Here is a 19,337-nt window from a genome sequence, read left to right as displayed (position 1 = left end):
ATCCGTTGCTGGACTTTAATATAGCGTCCGTCTGATGCATGGCATCTGGCAATCTAGTGTACACCCGTAGCTCAGCTGGTTAGAGCATTACCTTGACATGGTAGGGGTCGGTGGTTCGAGTCCACTCGGGTGTACCAATTTGCACAATCTTCAATACACCCGTAGCTCAGCTGGTTAGAGCACTACCTTGACATGGTAGGGGTCGGTGGTTCGAGTCCACTCGGGTGTACCAAGTCATTCCTCTTCCATCGTGACAATCATAGCATCAGCGCATATCCCTGTTTATCTAAGATAACGGCGTTGTTACCCGCCCTTCTTGTTCGCATATCATTAACATGCAAAATTCACAGTGTTTACTAAAATTGTAATCTTGGCAGAAATCACCTGTGGTTAACACATATCAGTGTTTCTGTTATACGGCTTACTGAAAGGTTCAACCATCTATTGAAATAATAAAGGAATATTATGAATATAAAGGGATTTTTTATTGTCTCGACGCTTGTATTGGCGGTCGCCGGCTGTACCAATACGCCACCAGAAGCGCCAGAGCTTTCCATCGAACTTGGCAACCATCTGCAAGTGTTAGAAGCCAGTCACAAGGCGTTATTACAGCAATTCTTCAACAACAAGCGCGAACAAATCGATATCTTCATGCACGAACAATGGCTTCCTGAGTTTGCGAATACTTTTTTCAGTAAACCCGCGATCGCTAAGGCATGGGATACTATCGTGTCAGAAAACAATAAGGCCGATAGACTCAAATTTTTATTACATGTGGCGCCTCAAGTGCAGGAAGCTCTCAATCAGCAGCGTCAGCAGCTACTCAAGCCGGTCAATGAGCTGGAAAGCAAACTGCTCAGTGCATTAGATGCTGAATACACGCAGGCATATGCAATCAATAACACTATTACTTCCTTCCTCACATCAGCGTCTCAAATAACAGAAAATCGTAATCGTTACCTGAAGATGATCACGGGGGATGATGGTAAATATGCTGATTATTTAAATAAAGTCGATGCGGCTGTGGCGAAATTAACACAGTATGCGGATGATGCGAGCAAGTATGAAGCCAAAGCCACTGAATTTATGGATGAAATCAACGCCCTAAAAGGCAAATTCTAAAGGAGCATACCATGCCTATCGACTGGGACACATTTAGTGATGAGGTAAAACAAGCGATCGATGACAGCGTCATTGAGACCAATGATAAGCTTGCCTCGCAACTTTCATCGCTTACATCACTCAAGGACGCGGAAGTTAAAGCCCTTTTCCCCGACACAACTGACCTCAAATCCTGTGTTGACTTGATGAAGATCGTCAATGATGCAACGAGTGAACAGGATAAAATTAACCGTATTGTCAACGGCTCGGAGGCGTTTGCCAAAGCAGCGCTTCGTCTGTTGCAAAAACTCCTGTAAGGGGCTTTAGAGTCAAGCTAGACAACATGATATCGTGCCGCGTAATTGTGCGGCACCGCACTTATGAATAAGTGCGGCTCAAGGTTCAGGAATGCTCGGATTTGATAGGGACACAGAAGGACATATAAACGGTAATTTGGTCCCAAAATGGTCCCAAAAGCAAAACGGGAACCAGTAAGTTACTGATCCCCGTCTATTAATTATGGCGGTGAAGGAGGGAGTCGAACCCTCGAATCGTGCTAAATTTTATGAACCTTTTAGAATTCAGTAGGTTATGCACCTTAATTTTTAGCTATTGTACTACGGTTTTGTACCACCAGAAAGCAAGCCTGAGGACTTAGAGCGTCCCAACTTTAGAACAAGTGGCATTTTGTCCCTTTCATTGTAAGTCCAAACCGAAAAATTGGAATCTAACTGAGTCAGCTTTTCTAACAAATTCCTACAATCATCAGGGATATGCTTGATAACCAACCAACGTTCAATATTATTGAAATCTGTAGGAGTACGCAGATTCACTGAATAGTCGAGAAGCTGACCGTAAGATTGTCTCACTTTAGTCCGATTTCCACCATTTTCACTAGCCTCGGGCTTAATCGCCTTTAGCTCTATAACTACAAAGGGATTTTTCTCGCATTGGGGTTTAGGGCTTAAAAACAAGTCCATTGACCCTACGTTAGTTTTTTCTCTTTGGAAACATCATAACTACTTAGGACATCGTCCAGATAGTTCATTAATGGTGTTTGAAGTTCGGATTTTTCCTCTAACCACGCTTCGACTTCCTCTCCACTAAGTCTCCGTTTTGAAGTCGTCGCTGTTGATGAGTCATCAGATCTGGTTTTACCTTCCCCAATTTCGCTAACTCCAAGTGAATCACTAAAAGATAAGGAACAGGTAGAAGCCCCATCAAAACATTTCTGCAAGAACTGATCATTGTGACATTTCAAAAAATCGACATAACGCTCAATTGAATCAACATCAATATCCGCTAACGTAATGCCCTTAGTTCCTTTTGTACCGAATACGTTTTTAATACCTTTAAGCTTATGGATTCTAGAGTTCTTCGCTTTGGGGTTGTTGTTCCTTGGCCACCCCAAGAGACTATAGGCCTTTTCTTCCCTTGACTATTAGGCGAGCTTACAGATAGAACTACACGATTTTTCTTATCCCCTAGTGCACCGAAACGCAATACAGGATTCCCATTTTCAGAGTTCTTAACAACAAAAAGATCTGCTTTAGGAAAACGCTTCGCGTCGCAATTAGTAGTTTCTTAACTATTTCGATCTCATTTTTTTGCAACTTGGACTCGTATTTTTTTGCCAAACTAGATGAGTCAAATTCTTCATTCATGAGTACATCCCTTTGTAATAATTAATGGCTAGCCTCTCCTCGCCGAAACCAATCCTAGTACTTGTTAGCGAGCAATTGTTAATATGTTATCACCTACCATTTCTTTATGTTCGCGCGACTAGACAAAATTTATGCTCCACTAAGACGTGGATTATCTTGCTCACCATTTACTTTCGCCCACTCTTTTAACTGCGCTAAGATTTGCTCACTAAACTTCTCATCTGTGTCATATCCAGCAGGGTCATAGAGATCGCCTTCAAACAGGCATGAAATAAGCTTTTGTACTCTGTCAGTTAAGCCGGAATCTCCATTCAAACGCTTAAATGCCTCGTATGGCTTATCTTTCCCAAGTTTTTCGCCACCTAGAAAACGTTCAAAATCAGGAATACTCCAGCGGTGATATACAGATAAGTGTTGCTCTCTACACTTTATAATTTGATCGCGGATATCCATATTGATTGACCACATCCCATTGTCAGCCCCATCTTTGGTGTAAGGCCAGTCAATATCATGCACGATTCCAAAGTTTGTCTTGAAATGACGTAACATCTTTATAAGAGGCACAAGAACCGCTTTACCGCGGGCACGAATGATACTTACCTTTCCGGAAAGTTCATGTTGAGTTTTCACTATTGCTGAAATAAAAGCTGCATGCTCAGTGTCTCCTTCGACAACTATCGGGTAGCTTCCGAAGAAAATTTCTGCAAAACCAACGTCTGTAAGTTGAAGTGCCTGTAAATTTTCCTTTTCTACAGATGAAAAGCTAGCCTCATCTGAAACATATAGCCTTGGAGTTAGTGATTTACCATCGACTGAACGCTGCATACGAGCAATGGTCGTATGGTCCTCAAGAGGATTAATAAAATATGGTGAATGTGTTGTTATTAATACTTGCCAGTCGGGATGCTTTCCTAGCTCGTAGAGGTGCATCTGTGCTGCTCTGGCGGCCATTGGATGTAAGGCGTTCTCGGGTTCATCCATTAGTAGAATATAACCAGGCAATGCTGGGTCTTCTGAATCTTCAGGAATAGAGCCCCCATTTTCAAGAGCCGCTATTTGTTGGTTAATTAATTCTTTTCCCTCTTCTCCTAGAGGCTTTTTCTTTGTTTCTTTTTTAAGCTTATCCCTTAGAGTCTTAAGTAAACCGTCTCGTTTCTCTATCTCTCTACTAATCTCATTATGGACTTGTAACATTGACCAGAATAATGCCCGCCTAGCTCCTGTGCCTTGTTGACCTATGCGAGATTGTCCTGAAGCTTCATCAACGAATAAACCTGAACCCTGTTTCAAAAGTTGTTCGAGTCTTAACTCTGGAGAGTTCATTGAGACATGGAGTTTGACGCCAAGACCTGGAAAGATACTTTGAAATCCCGTCTGAATTTGCTGCGAAATCGTTGAGAGCCGTTCTTGATGGGGGACTGCTAATGCGTTTACTGTCGCAGCTAAGGCAGCTTTATCTTTAGATATCTGAGATTCTTTATCATTTTCTAACGCCTTGAGCTGTGTAATCAGCGGACTAAGTGCGAGAGTCAGCAGGATATCTTCAGTTGTTACTGCATCATCTAGCGATTTAATACGCATAGGTTTTGGTAAACGTGATTTAAATACATTATCCGCTCCGCCAGCTTTACCGTCATCTGCCCAATCACCTGTCGGAGGGTCCCAAGTCCTTCTTATAGACTTTCCAAATTCATCCCAAACCCATGAGCTTCTTACTACTCTATTTTCACCCTCAATAATTTTCCATTTTTCATCCACATTTCCCATCCCTTCTGGAATGTGTACATCAAGAATAACTTCGGAAAGTTGTTCCGCAGTGGACCAATTACATCGATCATCGGTGATCTTGAATAAACTAGGGGTAAAAGCGAGCTCATAAGCTCGAAGAATAGTGGTTTTCCCTGAATTATTCGGTCCAACTAAGCAAAGAATATCGTCAAGCTTGACTTTCACACCGTCATCCCCGATGCACCCGATGTTCTTCACTACAATACTTAATAATTTAGATCTCATTCCTTCGTTCCTTGAAGCAGGTATATAAGTAAATTTAGTAACTTAGTGGAAGTTACATAAGTTTTTGCTTGTATTCCATGTTTTTGATCAAACTAGCAGAAACAATCCTAATGTTTCCCTAATGAAATCCGTTGAACACTTGACCGCGATATTCCAAGCCGCTTTGCAATTCCCGTTTTATGTATGTTCTTCGCCATCGCTGTTGGTACCCTTACTTTATACTTGTCTTTGGACTTTGCGATTGCAATCCTTTCCGTTTGTCGCTCCAGCATTAAATCACACTCAAATGTGACAATAGCTCCTACCATTGTCAGCATGAGTTTCGCTGAGGGGTTCCGGTATCATCTGGATTTGTGGCTAGAAACTCAGCAATTTCTAGTAGGTGGCGGGTGTTCCTTGCCAGTCGGTCTAACTTGGTGACGACGACTGAATCATCCTCGCGTACAAACTCGTATAGGAGATTTAGCTACTGTGGAGATCTGTCTAACAACATAAATTGAGTAGTATTACACCTTGAAAATCTGAGAATGCTGGACTGAGCCAGAACCGTAGATATCCATTCTCGGTATTTCCATAGTCCTCACTTTGAATATGACGAGCAGCGATATCAACAAAAATCATTTTGACAAATAATGTGAAGCTTGTTCTATGGCATCCAGCGCCTGTTCCTCGTAGGGATCTGCATGGATGATACGTCTTACTAATTCTGCATCGTCAGCATTGCATTCCATGTCATCAGCGGTTCTTTGAGCCATCAATACCCCGGCTCTTTGATTGATTGGAAGACTTGTTTAATTTCCCACTGTATCATTCCCTGATAACGGAGTTTGCTGGTTAAGCTATTCTCCCAAAATCCTATCTCTACAAAGAGCAGTGTTGCTCTGAATTTCCAGTCTTGTTCGAGTTCTTTTGGGGCTTTTTTGATGCAGGTATTTGCAACGGCCTCCCACATATAGAGTCGTTGCAGATGTTGCGAAACATCTTCTGCAAATGCTGTGGTGGAACAAAGGGATATAGTGAGTGCGGTCGATTGCAGCCAGCGATTGAGTTTGCTCATTTAGGTGTTCCTTCCATAAAAAAGCCATCAATTTGCTTGATGGCCTTAGGTATTATTTATCAAGATCTACTTGAGCAGACTGTGAGGATTCTTGTGAAATATTCCGGCTGCTTTCTAGCTCTTTCTGTTGCTCCATCGTATGGAGATATCCCCAGACACCAGCAATAGTGGCGATACATATTCCCCATCCTAGAAATGAGCCAGAGAGCCGCTCAATTAGCTCAGTTCCACTTGTATTATTTAGGTGCAAAACAGCCATGAAACTGATAATTCCGTAGGCTCCTATGACAGCATAACTAGCAAGAATAGTTTGTAGTTTATGCTTCTTGCTCCGGTATTCTGTTTGTTGTGGGCTTAGATTTTGCTCTGTGCCTTCTTCAAGCCATTTCTGTTTGACGGAGATATTCCACATACCGATTGGGGAAAAGAGTGCCATACCCATAATGATGACCCCAAAGATACTCGACCAACCGAATAAGATCGTGCTTGCGACAGGGTTCAACGCCATCATTCGCCCACTTTCACCGACGTATAGATACCATGCCAACAAAGCTAACGTGCTGATACCCGACATTCCAGCAAATACCGCATAGTAAGTCTTTAGCTGTTTCTTTCTTTTCTCGTTCATAACTAATCCTTAGATGTTAATTGTTTTGCTATCCGTTGAACGCTGGACAAGCTGATATTCAGTCTCTTAGCCACTTCTGGCTTAGGCATACCTTCCGCAAGCAATGGGGCGGCTTCTTTCGCCTTAGTGATTGCCGTGGGTTTTCGTCCTTTATATTTTCCCCGCTGTTTTGCGAGCGCTATCCCTTCCGCTTGCCGCTCTAACATCAGCTCTCGTTCAAATGTTGCGATGGCACCAACCATAGTCAGCATGAGCTTGCCTGTAGGGGTTGCTGTATCTATGCCTAGATTCTGGATTTGTAGTGAAACCTGTTTCTTGACCAAGAACTCAGCTATCTCCAACAAGTGGCGAGTGTTACGAGCAAGCCTGTCGAGCTTAGTGACAATCACAATGTCACCCTCTCTTACAAACTCAAGCATGAGTTGCAGTTGCGGACGGTCATCCTTTGCACCACTTACCTTTTCTTGGAACACTTTGTCGCAGCACATTAATGCCTTTAGTTGGGCATCTAGGCTTTGTCCCGTGGTCGAGACTCGGGCATATCCGATTTCTGCCATGTATTACTCCTGTTCAATAGGGCAAGGTACACTGACCGAGCCCTTCAAAAGGTGCAAAACAACCCATGTGACACGGGTAAACGGGCATGTCTAGCTGTGTCACATGAGCTTGGTTTATTGACTTTGCAAACAAGGTGTTAATCAGATTGTTGATCGTCATCACTTCCTTCGTTTGCCCAGGGTTTTTCCTCTGACAAATAGCGGTCAGCGAAAGCCTGAATGAGGATTGGCACAATGGTCAGTAGTGCCGCTTTAGCGACCTGTTTCAATAGCTCGTTAATGATGGATCTCCTGAGTGGGCTAGCCTCTAGGCAGTACAATGCCCACCACATGGGTACATGTAGTGAGATTGAGCTTGAAAGGATTAGTCCCAGTGAATGGTTATCTGGTAGAGGTTATCGGTGAGATAGCTTCTGAAATTGGCTTCCCAGAGCCGATAGAGGCCACTGAAATGGTTTAACGGATGGTCACCAACATAAGCTTGATACCCGATGCCAGTGCTGAAGTTGAAGTCAATCTCCTTCTCCAACTCTGGGTAATGACGTCCGAAGTAGGCAAAATCGGTGATATAGCTCAGTTGCCAGATGTTCGCGGCAGTCCGTTCTAGGCGAATTTCTACCGGGTGAAAGCCTCCACATTCAGACGAATAGTTAGGGTCTTTGAAATTCAGTGTTACAGCCTTGCTGCTGTCTGTACCAGACATTTCCACCAGCAACCGTTGTAACATCCTAGACAGGCTTAGCGTGACCGGTAACCATTTCCTTGCGGTGAGAAAATCTATCTGAATAACAGGTATTGGAAGCGTTGTCATAGCCACCCCCTTTCTGCGAATGACACCACATCAAGGTGACCAACGACTAGATGGTCTAGCGTCGACACATCAATCGTCGCTAAGGCTGTCTTTAATCGCTCTGTGATGCGTCTATCCGCATTCGATGGTTCGGCGTAACCCGATGGATGGTTGTGGGCAAAGATCACCGCAGCGGCGTTCTTAGCGAGCACCAGCTTGACGACTTCCCTTGGATAGACAGACGCGGCGTCTATGGTGCCGAAAAACAACTCCTCATAGCTCAGCAATCGATGCTGGCTATCAAGTAGAAGCACCGCAAAGACCTCTCGCTCATAGCCACTCATACGGAGCCGCAAGTAATCTCTGACAAGAGCTGGCGAGGTGAAAACCTCAGTGCAGTTTTGTCGGTTCTGATAACGGGCATCGAGTATTGCTAATGCCTCTCTTATAACCAGAGTCTCTGACTTAACGCCGTCAAAGGTTGGGTTTGATAGTTCTGACATATAAGATTCCTAAGTGTTGATTTACTTCAGGTTTCTTATGCCAACTGTCGTATGAAAAATTGATAGTATAAGCAAGTTGAGGCCAACTTGATCCGATTAAAATAGATATATCGGGGGTGACAAATTCGGCCCCTATCAAAATAATATCTGGAGAAAAATCATGAATGCAGAAGTCGCATTATCTTATCCCGCTTTACTCGTTGATGGCCGTTTTTCGCGGCATTTGCGAGACCATCAGTACAATGAAGCCTATAAAAATGGGCTTCCATTCTTCACCGTGGAAATTGTTCCCGATAAAAATGGGACTGACCAAAAGATGATGCACCTACAAGGTGAAATGGTGATGGGAACTGGACTATTCAGAGAGCCTGAAGCCATTAAAGCGTTTCTGATTGATAAAGGATTCATCCCCGAGTCAATCTTTTTAAGCAAAGATGGGAAACTTTACGCAACACATCCAAAGCAACACCTGCCCTATATGCACTGGATCGTCAGATTACTAATGCATTACCAACAGTTTGGCGAGTGGTTGGCTGTGAACTACTGGTATGGCGATTACCCTGATAGATAACGGCATCCGCTTGAAATAGAAAAGGTAGCCCTTGTGCTACCTTAGCGAAACAGAATCAGCAATTACCGCATGGACGCAGCTTGCTCTATTACTTTTCGCTGCTCCGCAGAAGATGCCTTCAAAACTTGCTTGAATACTTTCTTCTTGTCTCTTGAAGATGCATTCTGAACGAAATCTGCCAACTTAGACGTCTCGACAGTTTTTTCATTTACTTTCATTAACTTAGCAAGCATAACACCTCCACTTACTTATCATTGTCGACTATTTCGACAAGAGATTCGCGATTGTACTGATCTTTAATGTGGGCGTCAATTGAGTCCACATTGTCGAAATAACGCTCGATCTCCCCTTTAATATCCTTCACTAACACCGTTAATTCAATAGCACTGCCAAAAGATTCTTTCAAGGCGTTCACTGTCGCCCGAGAGCCTAAAAACTGTTCGATGAAAACTTCGGCGGGAACTCTACGGTCTTCTGTTTTTTCCCGTGCTTTGACAAACTGCCAAGCAACATCGGGGCGTTGGTATACGAATAATATTAGAACATCTCGTTTTTTATTGATTGAACGTTCAATATTCTGTCGAGCCTTTTCAAAGTGCGATAACGTTGTATCTAGGATAAAGCTAACTTTCTTATCTAACGCTCGGTCATGAATGGCTTCAAGTAATCGTGTCGCAGCGTCCTGAAATAACGGAGAGTTCAACCCATTGTAGCCATCAAAACGCTCTCTCAATTCATCGTTATCGATACGCAGTGTCGAATCACCAATAGCCTCGATAAACGCTTTAGATACTTCAGTTTTACCAGCTCCTGGTGAGCCAGCCATGAACACTGAAACGGGAGATTTTTCGGATGGGTAAACATCAACAATCTCTTTAGCTATCCGCTTCTTATTTGCTTTGGCGTACTCTAATGCTCGATCATGAATAGCACGCTCGGTATCGCTCATATCCAAAGTTTTGACTCCGCGTTATATCGCATTAGCACTTAACAATCTTTAGCCTCATCATAGACAGAATTAGAGGTTGTTTTTAACCGCCGTTTCAGCAACGCTAGTTCATGTTTAACATCGTCACTGATGCGGTCAGCCTTCCTCGGAGATCGGTGAGTTGAAGCCAGCTTGAGCTTAGCAATTGCATCGGCGTCAATGACGACAAACGCTCGGCTAAAAGATGATGTAGCCATCAAACACCTCCTCGAAACATTTGTGAGTTTACCCCCGCAGCTCTTTACCAAAGCCTTTCAGCAAAATATCCAGCAGGATGTTCTGTATTGCTTTGGCGGCTTCTGGGCGAGAAAGGTAGTCCATCGACATACTGTTCTGGGTGTCCATTCGCTCGATAACGGCTTGATCAGCGGCTCCAGGAAATCCCCTTGCATGATCGACTTGCGATCGTTGTTCTTGATCTGTGCCATAACGATTTCATTTTCGGAAATCTTCGTGGCCATACCATGCAACCAATCCAGCTTATCGCCGTCGGTGACGTCTTCGCCGAACAGGTCATTGAGCTTCGCCAGGATCTCAGAGAGAAAGTCTTTTTTATCGTGCTTAGGTTTCGCGGAGCCAAGTCCTGTAATCCCATCTAAGCCTTCGCCCTGACCTTCACGCAGTTCAAGGTCTTGGGTGCGTTTCTCTTTAGCTTGTAATGGCTCAGCACTAATCCATCAAGGTCGATGTCATCATCATCGAGATCCTCTTCCCGCAGCAGCGGCAACAGATACTTAGCAAAGCTGCTTAGCTGTTCTAAATCTGCCGCATCAAACAGCGTGATCTGCGAGGCAAACTCATAGAAACGGATGTAGCTGTTCAAGTCTTTCTTGAACATCACCATTTGGTTTCTGGCTTCCTCGGCCTCTGTCACGCGTTTTTCTGCGTTCGCCTTGTCAACGTCAGTGCCTGTTTGCTTAATCAGCTTGAGCTGCTGTTTAGCGGTTCTTAGGGCATCGGTAGCTAACTGATAGCGTTTACGGAATCTTTCGCGTGCCGGTGCCAAATAGTGCAGCATGTAATCGTTGCCACGTTTGGGGTCAAAGTAACATTCGGCAAAGGCTTCAACTTCACTCCAAAGGAAGATGTTTTCGTTCACCAGCTTGTGCTTCAAGTCATACACCAAGTTAGGATCAGACACAGTATCCAGCTCAGCAATCTCGTAGTATTTCTGGAACTCAGTCAGCACATCCTGCGGATCATTGACGAAGTCCAGCACAAAGGTACGGTCCTTACCTGGATAAGTGCGATTAAGCCGTGACAGCGTCTGAATACAATCCACGCCAGTCAGCTTTTTATCCACGTACATGGCACACAGTTTCGGTTGGTCAAACCCTGTTTGAAACTTATTGGCCACCAGCATCAACTGGTAGCTGTCGGTGTCAAATGCCTTTCGCATGTCCTGACCATTCAAGTCAGGGTTCATGCTACGTTCGGTATGGCCAACGCTGGTACCCGGGTCAACCACTTCGCCCGAAAACGCCACCATGGCTTGAATATGATGATAGCCCTGCTCGCTAACATACTTATCAAACGCCAGCTTGTATTTCACCGCTTCCAAGCGGCTACTGGTGACCACCATCGCTTTTGCTTGTTGGTTGAGTAACTGAGCCACGTTGGCTCTGAAGTGCTCCACAATCACCTGCACTTTTTGACCAATGTTATGAGGATGCAATCGCACCCAACGGTTCAGCAACTTTTTGGCTTTCTTACTGTCCACTTCCTGCTCGGCGTCACCATTAGCCATGGCCATACGATAGGCCAAGCTGTAGCTGGTGTAGTTCCGCAGCACATCAAGGATAAAGCCTTCCTCAATCGCCTGCCGCATGCTGTAGACATCAAACGCTTTAGGCTTGTTGTTATCGCTCAGCGGCATCATAGGGTTTTCAGGTCGGCCAAACAGCTCCAGGGTTTTGCCCTTTGGCGTCGCCGTAAAGGCGAAGTAGCTGATGTTATTGCTACCACCGCGAGCGGCTAGCGTCATGTTCATCACGTCTTCAGCACTTAGCTCGTCATTCTCATCGAGCTGTTCCGCCATCAACACTTCACGTAACTGTCTGGCGGTGCTACCGCTTTGGCTCGAATGAGCTTCGTCAGCAATCACGGCGAAGGTGTTGTCTTTGAGGCTCGTAGTTTCTTGAATTGCTTTCAGCACATGTGGGAACGTCTGAATGGTGACCACAATGATTGGCGTACCGTTGGCGAGTGACGCCGCCAGTTGTGCCGATTTGCTGCCCTCACCTTCATCACGGTTGATGCTACTGATCACACCTTCAGCATGTTCAAACTGCGAAATAGTTTCCTGCAGTTGGCTATCAAGCACTGTGCGGTCGGTAATCACAATCACCGACTTAAAGAATTTATTGCCGTTGGCTTGATACAGCGAGGCCAATTGATGGGTTAACCAAGCAATTGAGTTGGACTTGCCAGAACCTGCAGAGTGCTGAATAAGATACTTATGTCCAGTGCCTTCTTGTTGCACTGTGTTGAGTAGCTTTTGCACCACATGCCACTGGTGATAACGCGGGAAGATCATGGTCTCTTTTTTAACAATTCGCCCAAGAGCATCTTCATCACGTTTTACTTCAAGGTGGATGTAACGCCCAAGAATTCTCAGCCAGTTATCAGGTGAAAATATTTCATCCCACAAATACTCAGTTGCAAAGCCTTCACCCGATGCAGGAATATCATTACCCGCCCCACCGGCTGCTGTACCGCGGTTAAATGGCAAAAAGAAGGTATTATCACCGGCCAGCTTAGTGGTCATTGCTACTTCAAACTGATTCACAGCAAAATGCACTAATGCACCGCGGCGAAACTTAAGTAATGGCTCGTCCTTAGTGCCGGTCTTAACGGGGCGATCTTTGCGATACTGCTGTTTGGCGTTCTCAAGACTTTGCTTAAAACAAGACTTCAGCTCCAATGTTGCCACTGGCAAACCATTTAAGAACAGCGTCAAATCCAAGCGACCGTCGTAACCGTTCGGGCTATACACCAACTCAGGTACCACACGTAAACGGTTAGCTTGATAACGAGCCATTAGCTCGGGGTTTAAACCGTGATCAGGCTTAAAGGTCGCTAATCTAAGTCTCGCACCGCGATCTTCCAGATGATTTCGCAGTAACCACAGCGTCCCTTTGTCGCTATGGTCTAAGTGCCTGACGACCGCGTTAAACAGATGCTCGTTGGTATTTTGCGGATAAATCTTGGCGAACTTACTCCAAGCGTCAGGTTGGCTTTCTTGCAGATAATCCAACAGGTCCTCGGGGTAGATAGCACGCTGTTTGTCATAGTGGGCTGAATCCCCAATGAGCCAACCTTGCTGGGCTAGCTGCTTAACGATGTGATCTTGGAATGCCTTCTCGCGGGCTTTTGCTTCCATGCTCATGGATGATTAACTCTCCTGCTGTGCCAGCCAATTGAGGCCTTGTTCGGCAAAGGTAAATAACTGGTCGGTATAGCTTTGGGCGATCACGCTACGGATAATCTCTGGGTCAATGTTCAAGTAATCATGCACCAGGGCGTTTCTCAGGCCTATGACTTTACGCCAGCCTGCCAGGCCATCTGCGGGCTGTTGACCGCGTTGACAGAGGATCTCAAACGCTTGATAAGCATCTTGTGGGCTGTGTCCTGCCAACGCTTTCGCCCAATGTTTGGCTATTCCAATACAGGCTTCAATTGATACCTGCAGCGTGCGTTCTGCCGCTCGATACTCTAGGTTTGATAAAGCCCGTTCACCAAGTAAGCTCTTAATTTCAGCTAATTCCGCTTGGTAGCGACTAAGGCTCAGTCGCAATGAGGTGATATAAGCGTTGTCAGACATTATTCGCTAGTTCCTTGTTTGAGAGAGCCTTGGGCAAGCGGGTTACGGTTAGCTTGGCAATAGTCCAGCTCCATCTTTGACATAATACGAGCTTCTTCCTGCAGACGACGGCCGTCATCACGGCAGTAGATCACCTGATTAGCGTTAATGATTTCAAACGCCAGTGGAATAGGCGCCAGATTAATGTCCACCAGCGATAATTTACCTTCAGGCAAACCAAGTTGCCGTTGCCAATCGAGTGCCAGCAGCTCGGCCCGCAATCGGTTATCAAGTGGATCTGCCAATTTCACCGGATTAAACGCCACCGCCAAATCCCAATCACTCTGCTCGCTGGCGTTGCCTTTGGCCCGTGAGCCGTAGAGCCACAGCACGGCAATGTCTGCTTGGCTCTTGGCGAGAGTCACTAACGCTGCGTTAATTGACGACATGGTATCTCCCGCTGACATTCATTGAGTCAGCATAACAACTTACCGCCGTTATCGGGAAGATTAACGCTAAGTTCATGCCGCATCACTCGCTGACGCTTCTTTAAGTTTTACCCAAGCACGCACATCGATTTTGCCAGTGACTGCAGCGGAGATAAGAACTGTACGGCGTTCTTTCATTAAATTTATAGCTTCCATAGCCGTAGCTATAAGTCGACCGTATTTGATATGGTGGAGCTTAATTGTCGAAACTATCTGTTTTTGTTCAGATATTGGAGGAATCAATTGCTTAAGGTAGCTGAGCCGTTCAACTTTAATTCCTAAAGCTGTAGAACCCGTAGCGTAGGTCATTAAACCATCTTGGAACGGAGTTGATTGTATAAATAGCTTGAGATAATCATTAGTTAGAATGTTTTCCAATCCTCGAAATTTAATAATGCGTTGAGCAAATGCGACACTTTCATCATCTACTTGTGCCACTTCGCCCAAAGGTGCCTCAGTTGTGAATAAGACATCTCCAATTTTAGGCTTACCTCGTTTCATTACTTCTGGGTAATCGTTGTCAGATATAAACTCTTCAGAAAGGCTATAGTCTACATTTCCATTTTTTATATTTCTGGCGGTTACAAGAAAGACCCCTGACTCTGTTTTTTCAGGTGTCCGTCCACGATAGTCAACAATTGGCCCAATATATTTTTTAAAACCTGCCACTGTCCAATGCTCAGGCACTTGGCCGAGCCACTCGACGCCTGAGTCTTTCATTGGAGCATCAGGATTGAGGCCTTTGGTGACTGCATGGGAGATCACCGCTTGGCGTTTCTCTTTTAGCAGTTCAATCAGCCGCTGTTGCTTTTCTATCAGGCGGTCGATTCTGGCGGTTTCGTAGTCGAGGAAGGCTGCAATTTTGTGTTGTTCTATTGGGCTTGGAAACGGAAATTCCATTTCCTTAAATTCTTCAGTTGCTAAACGCCATCGACCTAGATGCGAAGCACCCTGTCCCATATGGAAGAAAATCTTTTTTGGTAGCCTAACTGATAGATATATAGGAAATATTTTGCACAGTTTTGTGCATCATCAAGGGTAAAAACTCGATAATCTGGGCTTGTAACACCCTCGTGACGTGATATATCCACATAACCAGTCAATAGGTCCATGTGGTTCATTGCAAAATCGCCAGGATAAACTAATTGATACTTTGAGTAATCGGTAGAAAGCTGACCTTCCCCACTATCGATATCTTTTTTTACGACCCCTCGTTGAGTAACAGAAAGCACATCATGCCCAAGACTCCCCGCAATTCTTTTTTTGATCGTAAATAGGAACTTTACCTTCTTCAAATGCCAAGATGATGGCATCTCACCAACCCACGCAATTTGTGAGTCCATATAAGCTGGATAACTAGTATAACTTGCACTCATGAGTGAACCTCTGAAAGCAAGTTCATGATATCTTTAGAAACGGCCTCCAGATCGGCGTCGATCTCGGCCAATGGTCGTGGTGGCTGGTACTGGTAGAAATGGCGGTTAAACGGGATTTCATAACCGACAACACCCACTTGCTCATCAAGTGGATCTATCTTGCTGGTATCAATCCAGGCTTCTGGTACATGGGGTAACACTTCCCGCTTGAAGTAAGTGTTAATGTCTTCACCGAGCGGTACGTTTTCGTAGTCCCGCAGTTCGGTGGCAGGCTCAGCAACGCCCTTAGTTTTACAAATCTCCGCCGTTTCATCCTGCTCGCCGAGATTGCTCAGCAGCAACTTGAGTACCGTTGCGGGCAGCTTGCTGGTGGAAATGGCCGCAAAGGCTTTGTTAAAGGCCTTTTTAAATACTTCGCGGGACAGGTACTTGTCTTGCGGCAACGCGGTGAGTGCTGACAGCACCGCGTGTTTAAGCTCGTCATCGAGCTTCTGCCAGGCTTTTTGCTCGATCAAACTGCTGAGTTTGTCGGCATCATGGGGATAGATAGCCAGCTTCATTGGCCGCTCAACAGTAATGCGGCGGTAACCAAAGTCGGTGGTATTAAAAATCTTGGCGACCGGACTTTGCTCATAGCGGCTATACAGCTCAACGATGGTGTTAATCGCTTCATCATCAAGGAACTTGCGTTTGCTACCGAGGGATTTACGCATGCTGGAGTGCATGTCGCTAGCGTTGATCAGCAGCACTTTGCCTTTACGCTCAGCAGGCTTGTGGTTAGACAGTACCCAAATGTAAGTGGCAATGCCGGTGTTGTAGAACATGTCGTTGGGTAAAGCGACTAAGGCATCGAGCAGATCATTTTCAAGAATGTAGCGGCGGATTTCACTCGCCACTGCCTGGCACCACCGGTAAACAGCGGTGAGCCGTTAAGGATAATGCCAATACGACTACCGGCGGATTTATCGCTGACGGGCTTCATCTTGCTAATGAGGTGCAGCAAGAACAGTAACGAACCATCAGACACCCGTGGCAAGCCTGGGCCAAAGCGGCCATTAAAGCCGTGCTTTTTGTGCTCGTTGTTCACTTGAGTTTCAACTTTCTTCCAATCCACGCCAAACGGCGGGTTAGACAGGCAGTAGTCAAAGCGTTCAAACGCCAGTTGGTCATCTGACAGAGTATTACCCAACTTGATGTTGCTGATATTCTGCCCTTTGATCAGCATATCCGCTTTACAGATAGCGTAGGACTCAGGGTTCAGCTCTTGGCCAAAGGTGGCTAAGCGAGCCTGTTGATTAATCTCGTTAAGGTATTCCATTCCAGACGACAGAAAGCCGCCCGTACCGGCGGTTGGGTCGTAGATGGAACGCACCACGCCAGGCTTAGTTAAGGCATCATCATCGCCACTAAACACCAATGAGGTGGTTAACCGCACGATATCACGCGGAGTAAAGTGCTCCCCTGCGGTTTCGTTCGAACTTTCAGCAAAGCGGCGAATAAGCTCTTCAAACACTAAGCCCATGTGGTAGTTGTCTACCGCGGCTGGCGACAGGTCAACCTCACGGAATTTTTGCACTACTTGGTAAATCAAGTCGGCATCGTCAAGGGCGTAGATAGTATTGACGAAACTGAAGTGCTCGAAAATCTCACGAGCATCTTTGGAGAAGGCCCGCACATAGGCGTCAAGGTTATCAGCGGTGTTGTTCTCACCGAGCAAGTTCAGGTTGAGTGGAGATGCGTTGTAAAAGTTCTGACCCGAGGCATTGAGCAGCAGTTTTTCACGAGCGGCATCGGGCAGAGCCTTGGTGGCTTCCACTTGAGCTAAGACTTTGCCCTTGGTGGCTTCTAGGACACATTCCAGACGGCGTAATACCGTGAATGGCAGAATGATGCGACCGTACTGAGACTGTTTGAAATCACCGCGAAGAATATCGGCAACTGACCAGATAAAACTGGCAAGCGAACTAATACTGGTTGGTTCCATGATGACCCTGATGGCTGCTTTGTTTATTTCGTGAGCAGCTCTATAAAAACAATAACTAAGGGTTGAAAGTGTACCAACTGGCCTATGGGCTGAACAGGCGTAATTTCACAGTTCGCTTATCTAGTTGGTTATCTGTTTGCTACTCGATGACACACTCTCACATTCCGCTGCCGATTTTCTCGTTAAGCCATTTCCCATTAATCACAGAACTGCTGGGCTTAATGCTTAGCTATAGCTATTTCTCTGCTGATTTTTCAGCAAATTTATAAAAGTGCTATAGGGAAAATAAGTAGGAATAGTTTGGTGAACTTGCTGATTTTCCGGCAGAGGTGGCAAGGGAGATTGATGGTTAATGATGGAGAAAAACTCATTAATTCATATACATGCATTTAACGAATGCATTATCATATTTATATAGATATATTTCATGCATCTTTTTTTAAGCAATAGTTCTGCACTATCTCTGATTCTGTTCCTTATGACTGTTTTACAACGTTCAACACTAATTCAAAACGATTAAATTAATAGTGACGGTGTGATGACATGAGAGACACCGCAGGAGTTTGAGATGCAAAACCGAGAATTCTTAGTGACAGAGTTACCAAGCCAACTGAGCAATATCAATGTTGCTTATCGAATGCCCTATGAGCTGTTCAATGATCAGCTTGGTCAGACGATGTATGAGATAAGCCGTATGCCGCTGGTGGACGGTTTGTTGATGGGCGGCAAAGTGAGCTTAGCGAAGACCTTGGTGAAACGCTGTGGTTATTCATTGAGAACAGCTCGGCGGCACATCAAACGACTGGAACAATCAGGGCTGCTGGTCAGCTCACAAACGCTCTCTTCTGCGGGATTGCAGGGGATTAATCTTTATCGTCGTTTATTCGATTGATTGAGATCTCCTCGAGACATTTCATGGTAAGAGGATGTCATCGAGGAGAGCCTTATGCGGGCAAAACGGTTCAACACAGACTAAATATTACTTCCAAATTTATTTTAGTCCGAGCCGAACAACAGGAGATGTCGAAAATGACATCATTTTATTTCAACAACACAACTTTAGACAAAATCGGATTCGAAGGCGTAAAAGCCAAGTTTGATTTACCAGAAGTAATAGCTTCACTGCTAGATAATTCAATCAAACCCACCCAAAGCGACTATTGCCAGCTTGAGGACGATAATTGTCCTTTCTGCGGGCATCAGGACTGCTTTAAGATTTTTCACGGTGATCCAGACAATCAAAATTATTACTGCTTTTCATGTGGTGAGAGTGGCGATATTTTCAATTTCCTTGTTGAGAAGGGACTTGCCAAATTTCCTCGTGATGCAGCCAACAAACTGCTCAACGGTGAGATTGAAGGGGCGTCTATCGTTACTACACCTCGCCTCAAAAAAGCTAAGCCTGAACAAATCATGCTGACACCAGAGCAATATCAGCGAAGACAAACTTTGCTGAAGGCAGCGGAGGAATATTACTTTGGTCAGATGATTGATGGTGATGCTCAGCCACTAAAACAGCTAGCGATGAAACGTAAAATTCGCTTCGACACGCCGATTGACCATCGAGTTGGATATGCTAAAGGCGAATTGTGGCGAAACCTCATTGAGCTAGGGTTTGAGATTCAAGAGCTATATGACTCAGGACTAGTGCGAGAGGGAAAATTCGAGCCATCGGACTTTTTCCCAATCAGGTCTATATCTTTCCTCATTATGATGAGTCTGGTGATATCTGCCGATTTACTTTCAAAGATCCTTTGAAAAAACGCAGTATCAACTCCCTAAACAGTATTGGCTCAATGGTATCCAGTTCTATGG

The 19,337-nt window shown here is 45.1% G+C and carries 21 protein-coding genes, 2 tRNA genes and 2 pseudogenes; 7 read left to right on the top strand and 18 right to left on the bottom strand.

Annotated features, from left to right (window positions below):
• Window positions 1-60: 60 nt before the first annotated feature.
• The 4 genes from KHX94_RS18585 (at window position 61) to KHX94_RS18570 (ending at window position 1,418) form a co-directional block, all read left to right on the top strand.
• A tRNA-Val gene (locus KHX94_RS18585) sits at window positions 61-137 on the top strand.
• Between the two features lie 18 nt (window positions 138-155).
• Window positions 156-232: transfer RNA gene (locus KHX94_RS18580), tRNA-Val, on the top strand.
• Window positions 233-465: 233 nt separating this feature from the next.
• A complete protein-coding gene (locus KHX94_RS18575) occupies window positions 466-1,122 on the top strand; it encodes a hypothetical protein (protein ID WP_213681720.1) in 657 nt (218 codons plus the stop codon).
• 11 nt (window positions 1,123-1,133) lie between these two features.
• Entirely contained in the window at window positions 1,134-1,418 is a 285-nt protein-coding gene (locus KHX94_RS18570; RefSeq protein WP_213681719.1) for a hypothetical protein, read from the top strand.
• Window positions 1,419-1,718: 300 nt separating this feature from the next.
• On the opposite strand, the gene KHX94_RS18565 is transcribed toward KHX94_RS18570, so the two are convergent.
• The 10 genes and pseudogenes from KHX94_RS18565 to radC all read right to left on the bottom strand — a co-directional run bounded on the left by KHX94_RS18565 (window position 1,719) and on the right by radC (window position 8,313).
• Window positions 1,719-2,081, bottom strand: a complete 363-nt coding sequence (locus KHX94_RS18565) for a hypothetical protein (protein ID WP_213681718.1) — start codon at window positions 2,079-2,081, stop codon at window positions 1,719-1,721.
• Window positions 2,082-2,086: 5 nt separating this feature from the next.
• The gene (locus KHX94_RS18560) at window positions 2,087-2,512 is read right to left on the bottom strand and encodes a hypothetical protein (protein ID WP_213681717.1); all 426 of its coding nucleotides are present in this window, start codon (window positions 2,510-2,512) and stop codon (window positions 2,087-2,089) included.
• A 382-nt stretch (window positions 2,513-2,894) separates the two neighbouring features.
• Window positions 2,895-4,778, bottom strand: a complete 1,884-nt coding sequence (locus KHX94_RS18555) for an ATP-dependent nuclease (RefSeq protein ID WP_213681716.1) — start codon at window positions 4,776-4,778, stop codon at window positions 2,895-2,897.
• 310 nt (window positions 4,779-5,088) lie between these two features.
• A pseudogene (locus KHX94_RS20840) lies at window positions 5,089-5,187 on the bottom strand (hypothetical protein); the annotation flags it as partial.
• Between the two features lie 208 nt (window positions 5,188-5,395).
• Complete coding sequence (locus tag KHX94_RS18545; protein WP_213681715.1) at window positions 5,396-5,533, bottom strand: hypothetical protein; 138 nt, start codon at window positions 5,531-5,533, stop codon at window positions 5,396-5,398.
• Window positions 5,533-5,835 carry a hypothetical protein gene (locus KHX94_RS18540; RefSeq protein WP_213681714.1) on the bottom strand — a complete coding sequence of 101 codons (303 nt, stop codon included), beginning with the start codon at window positions 5,833-5,835 and terminating at the stop codon, window positions 5,533-5,535. The genes KHX94_RS18545 and KHX94_RS18540 overlap by 1 nt, the downstream gene beginning before the upstream one ends.
• Window positions 5,836-5,887: 52 nt before the next feature.
• Window positions 5,888-6,463 (bottom strand): hypothetical protein, encoded by a 576-nt coding sequence (locus KHX94_RS18535; protein ID WP_213681713.1) that lies wholly within the window; start codon window positions 6,461-6,463, stop codon window positions 5,888-5,890.
• Between the two features lie 2 nt (window positions 6,464-6,465).
• Window positions 6,466-7,020 (bottom strand): recombinase family protein, encoded by a 555-nt coding sequence (locus tag KHX94_RS18530; RefSeq protein ID WP_213681712.1) that lies wholly within the window; start codon window positions 7,018-7,020, stop codon window positions 6,466-6,468.
• A gap of 364 nt (window positions 7,021-7,384) precedes the next feature.
• The gene (locus tag KHX94_RS18525; protein WP_213681711.1) at window positions 7,385-7,831 is read right to left on the bottom strand and encodes a DUF2787 domain-containing protein; all 447 of its coding nucleotides are present in this window, start codon (window positions 7,829-7,831) and stop codon (window positions 7,385-7,387) included.
• Window positions 7,828-8,313 carry a RadC family protein gene (radC, locus tag KHX94_RS18520; RefSeq protein ID WP_213681710.1) on the bottom strand — a complete coding sequence of 162 codons (486 nt, stop codon included), beginning with the start codon at window positions 8,311-8,313 and terminating at the stop codon, window positions 7,828-7,830. The genes KHX94_RS18525 and radC overlap by 4 nt, the downstream gene beginning before the upstream one ends.
• A gap of 160 nt (window positions 8,314-8,473) precedes the next feature.
• On the opposite strand from radC, the gene KHX94_RS18515 reads away from it, so the two are divergent.
• Window positions 8,474-8,884 carry a hypothetical protein gene (locus tag KHX94_RS18515; RefSeq protein WP_213681709.1) on the top strand — a complete coding sequence of 137 codons (411 nt, stop codon included), beginning with the start codon at window positions 8,474-8,476 and terminating at the stop codon, window positions 8,882-8,884.
• A gap of 244 nt (window positions 8,885-9,128) precedes the next feature.
• Here KHX94_RS18515 and KHX94_RS18510 read toward each other — a convergent pair whose 3' ends face one another.
• From KHX94_RS18510 to KHX94_RS18480, 8 genes and pseudogenes are all read right to left on the bottom strand, one after another.
• A complete protein-coding gene (locus KHX94_RS18510; RefSeq protein WP_213683516.1) occupies window positions 9,129-9,833 on the bottom strand; it encodes a zeta toxin family protein in 705 nt (234 codons plus the stop codon).
• Window positions 9,834-9,871: 38 nt separating this feature from the next.
• Complete coding sequence (locus KHX94_RS18505; RefSeq protein WP_213681708.1) at window positions 9,872-10,069, bottom strand: hypothetical protein; 198 nt, start codon at window positions 10,067-10,069, stop codon at window positions 9,872-9,874.
• Window positions 10,070-10,467: 398 nt separating this feature from the next.
• Complete coding sequence (locus tag KHX94_RS18500) at window positions 10,468-13,260, bottom strand: type I restriction endonuclease subunit R (protein WP_244859237.1); 2,793 nt, start codon at window positions 13,258-13,260, stop codon at window positions 10,468-10,470.
• Window positions 13,261-13,266: 6 nt separating this feature from the next.
• Window positions 13,267-13,695: a type VII toxin-antitoxin system HepT family RNase toxin gene (gene hepT / locus KHX94_RS20835; RefSeq protein ID WP_244859236.1), complete on the bottom strand. Its 429-nt coding sequence runs from the start codon at window positions 13,693-13,695 to the stop codon at window positions 13,267-13,269.
• A complete protein-coding gene (mntA, locus tag KHX94_RS20830) occupies window positions 13,695-14,123 on the bottom strand; it encodes a type VII toxin-antitoxin system MntA family adenylyltransferase antitoxin (RefSeq protein ID WP_244859235.1) in 429 nt (142 codons plus the stop codon). Before mntA ends, hepT begins: the two co-directional genes overlap by 1 nt.
• A 72-nt stretch (window positions 14,124-14,195) precedes the next feature.
• The gene (locus KHX94_RS18490; protein WP_213681707.1) at window positions 14,196-15,122 is read right to left on the bottom strand and encodes a restriction endonuclease subunit S; all 927 of its coding nucleotides are present in this window, start codon (window positions 15,120-15,122) and stop codon (window positions 14,196-14,198) included.
• Window positions 15,098-15,538 (bottom strand): hypothetical protein, encoded by a 441-nt coding sequence (locus KHX94_RS18485; protein ID WP_213681706.1) that lies wholly within the window; start codon window positions 15,536-15,538, stop codon window positions 15,098-15,100. Before KHX94_RS18485 ends, KHX94_RS18490 begins: the two co-directional genes overlap by 25 nt.
• Window positions 15,535-17,522, bottom strand: a pseudogene (locus tag KHX94_RS18480) (type I restriction-modification system subunit M). Before KHX94_RS18480 ends, KHX94_RS18485 begins: the two are co-directional and overlap by 4 nt.
• A 568-nt stretch (window positions 17,523-18,090) precedes the next feature.
• Here KHX94_RS18480 and KHX94_RS18475 point away from each other — a divergent pair.
• Window positions 18,091-18,414: a helix-turn-helix domain-containing protein gene (locus KHX94_RS18475; RefSeq protein WP_213681705.1), complete on the top strand. Its 324-nt coding sequence runs from the start codon at window positions 18,091-18,093 to the stop codon at window positions 18,412-18,414.
• Between the two features lie 137 nt (window positions 18,415-18,551).
• A complete protein-coding gene (locus tag KHX94_RS20825; protein ID WP_244859234.1) occupies window positions 18,552-19,280 on the top strand; it encodes a CHC2 zinc finger domain-containing protein in 729 nt (242 codons plus the stop codon).
• Window positions 19,281-19,337: the final 57 nt, after the last annotated feature.

The organism is Shewanella dokdonensis (genome assembly GCF_018394335.1).
Lineage (GTDB): Bacteria > Pseudomonadota > Gammaproteobacteria > Enterobacterales > Shewanellaceae > Shewanella > Shewanella dokdonensis.
The sequence above is the reverse complement of the archived record's forward strand: the minus strand, read 5'-3'. Positions and strand labels throughout refer to the sequence as shown.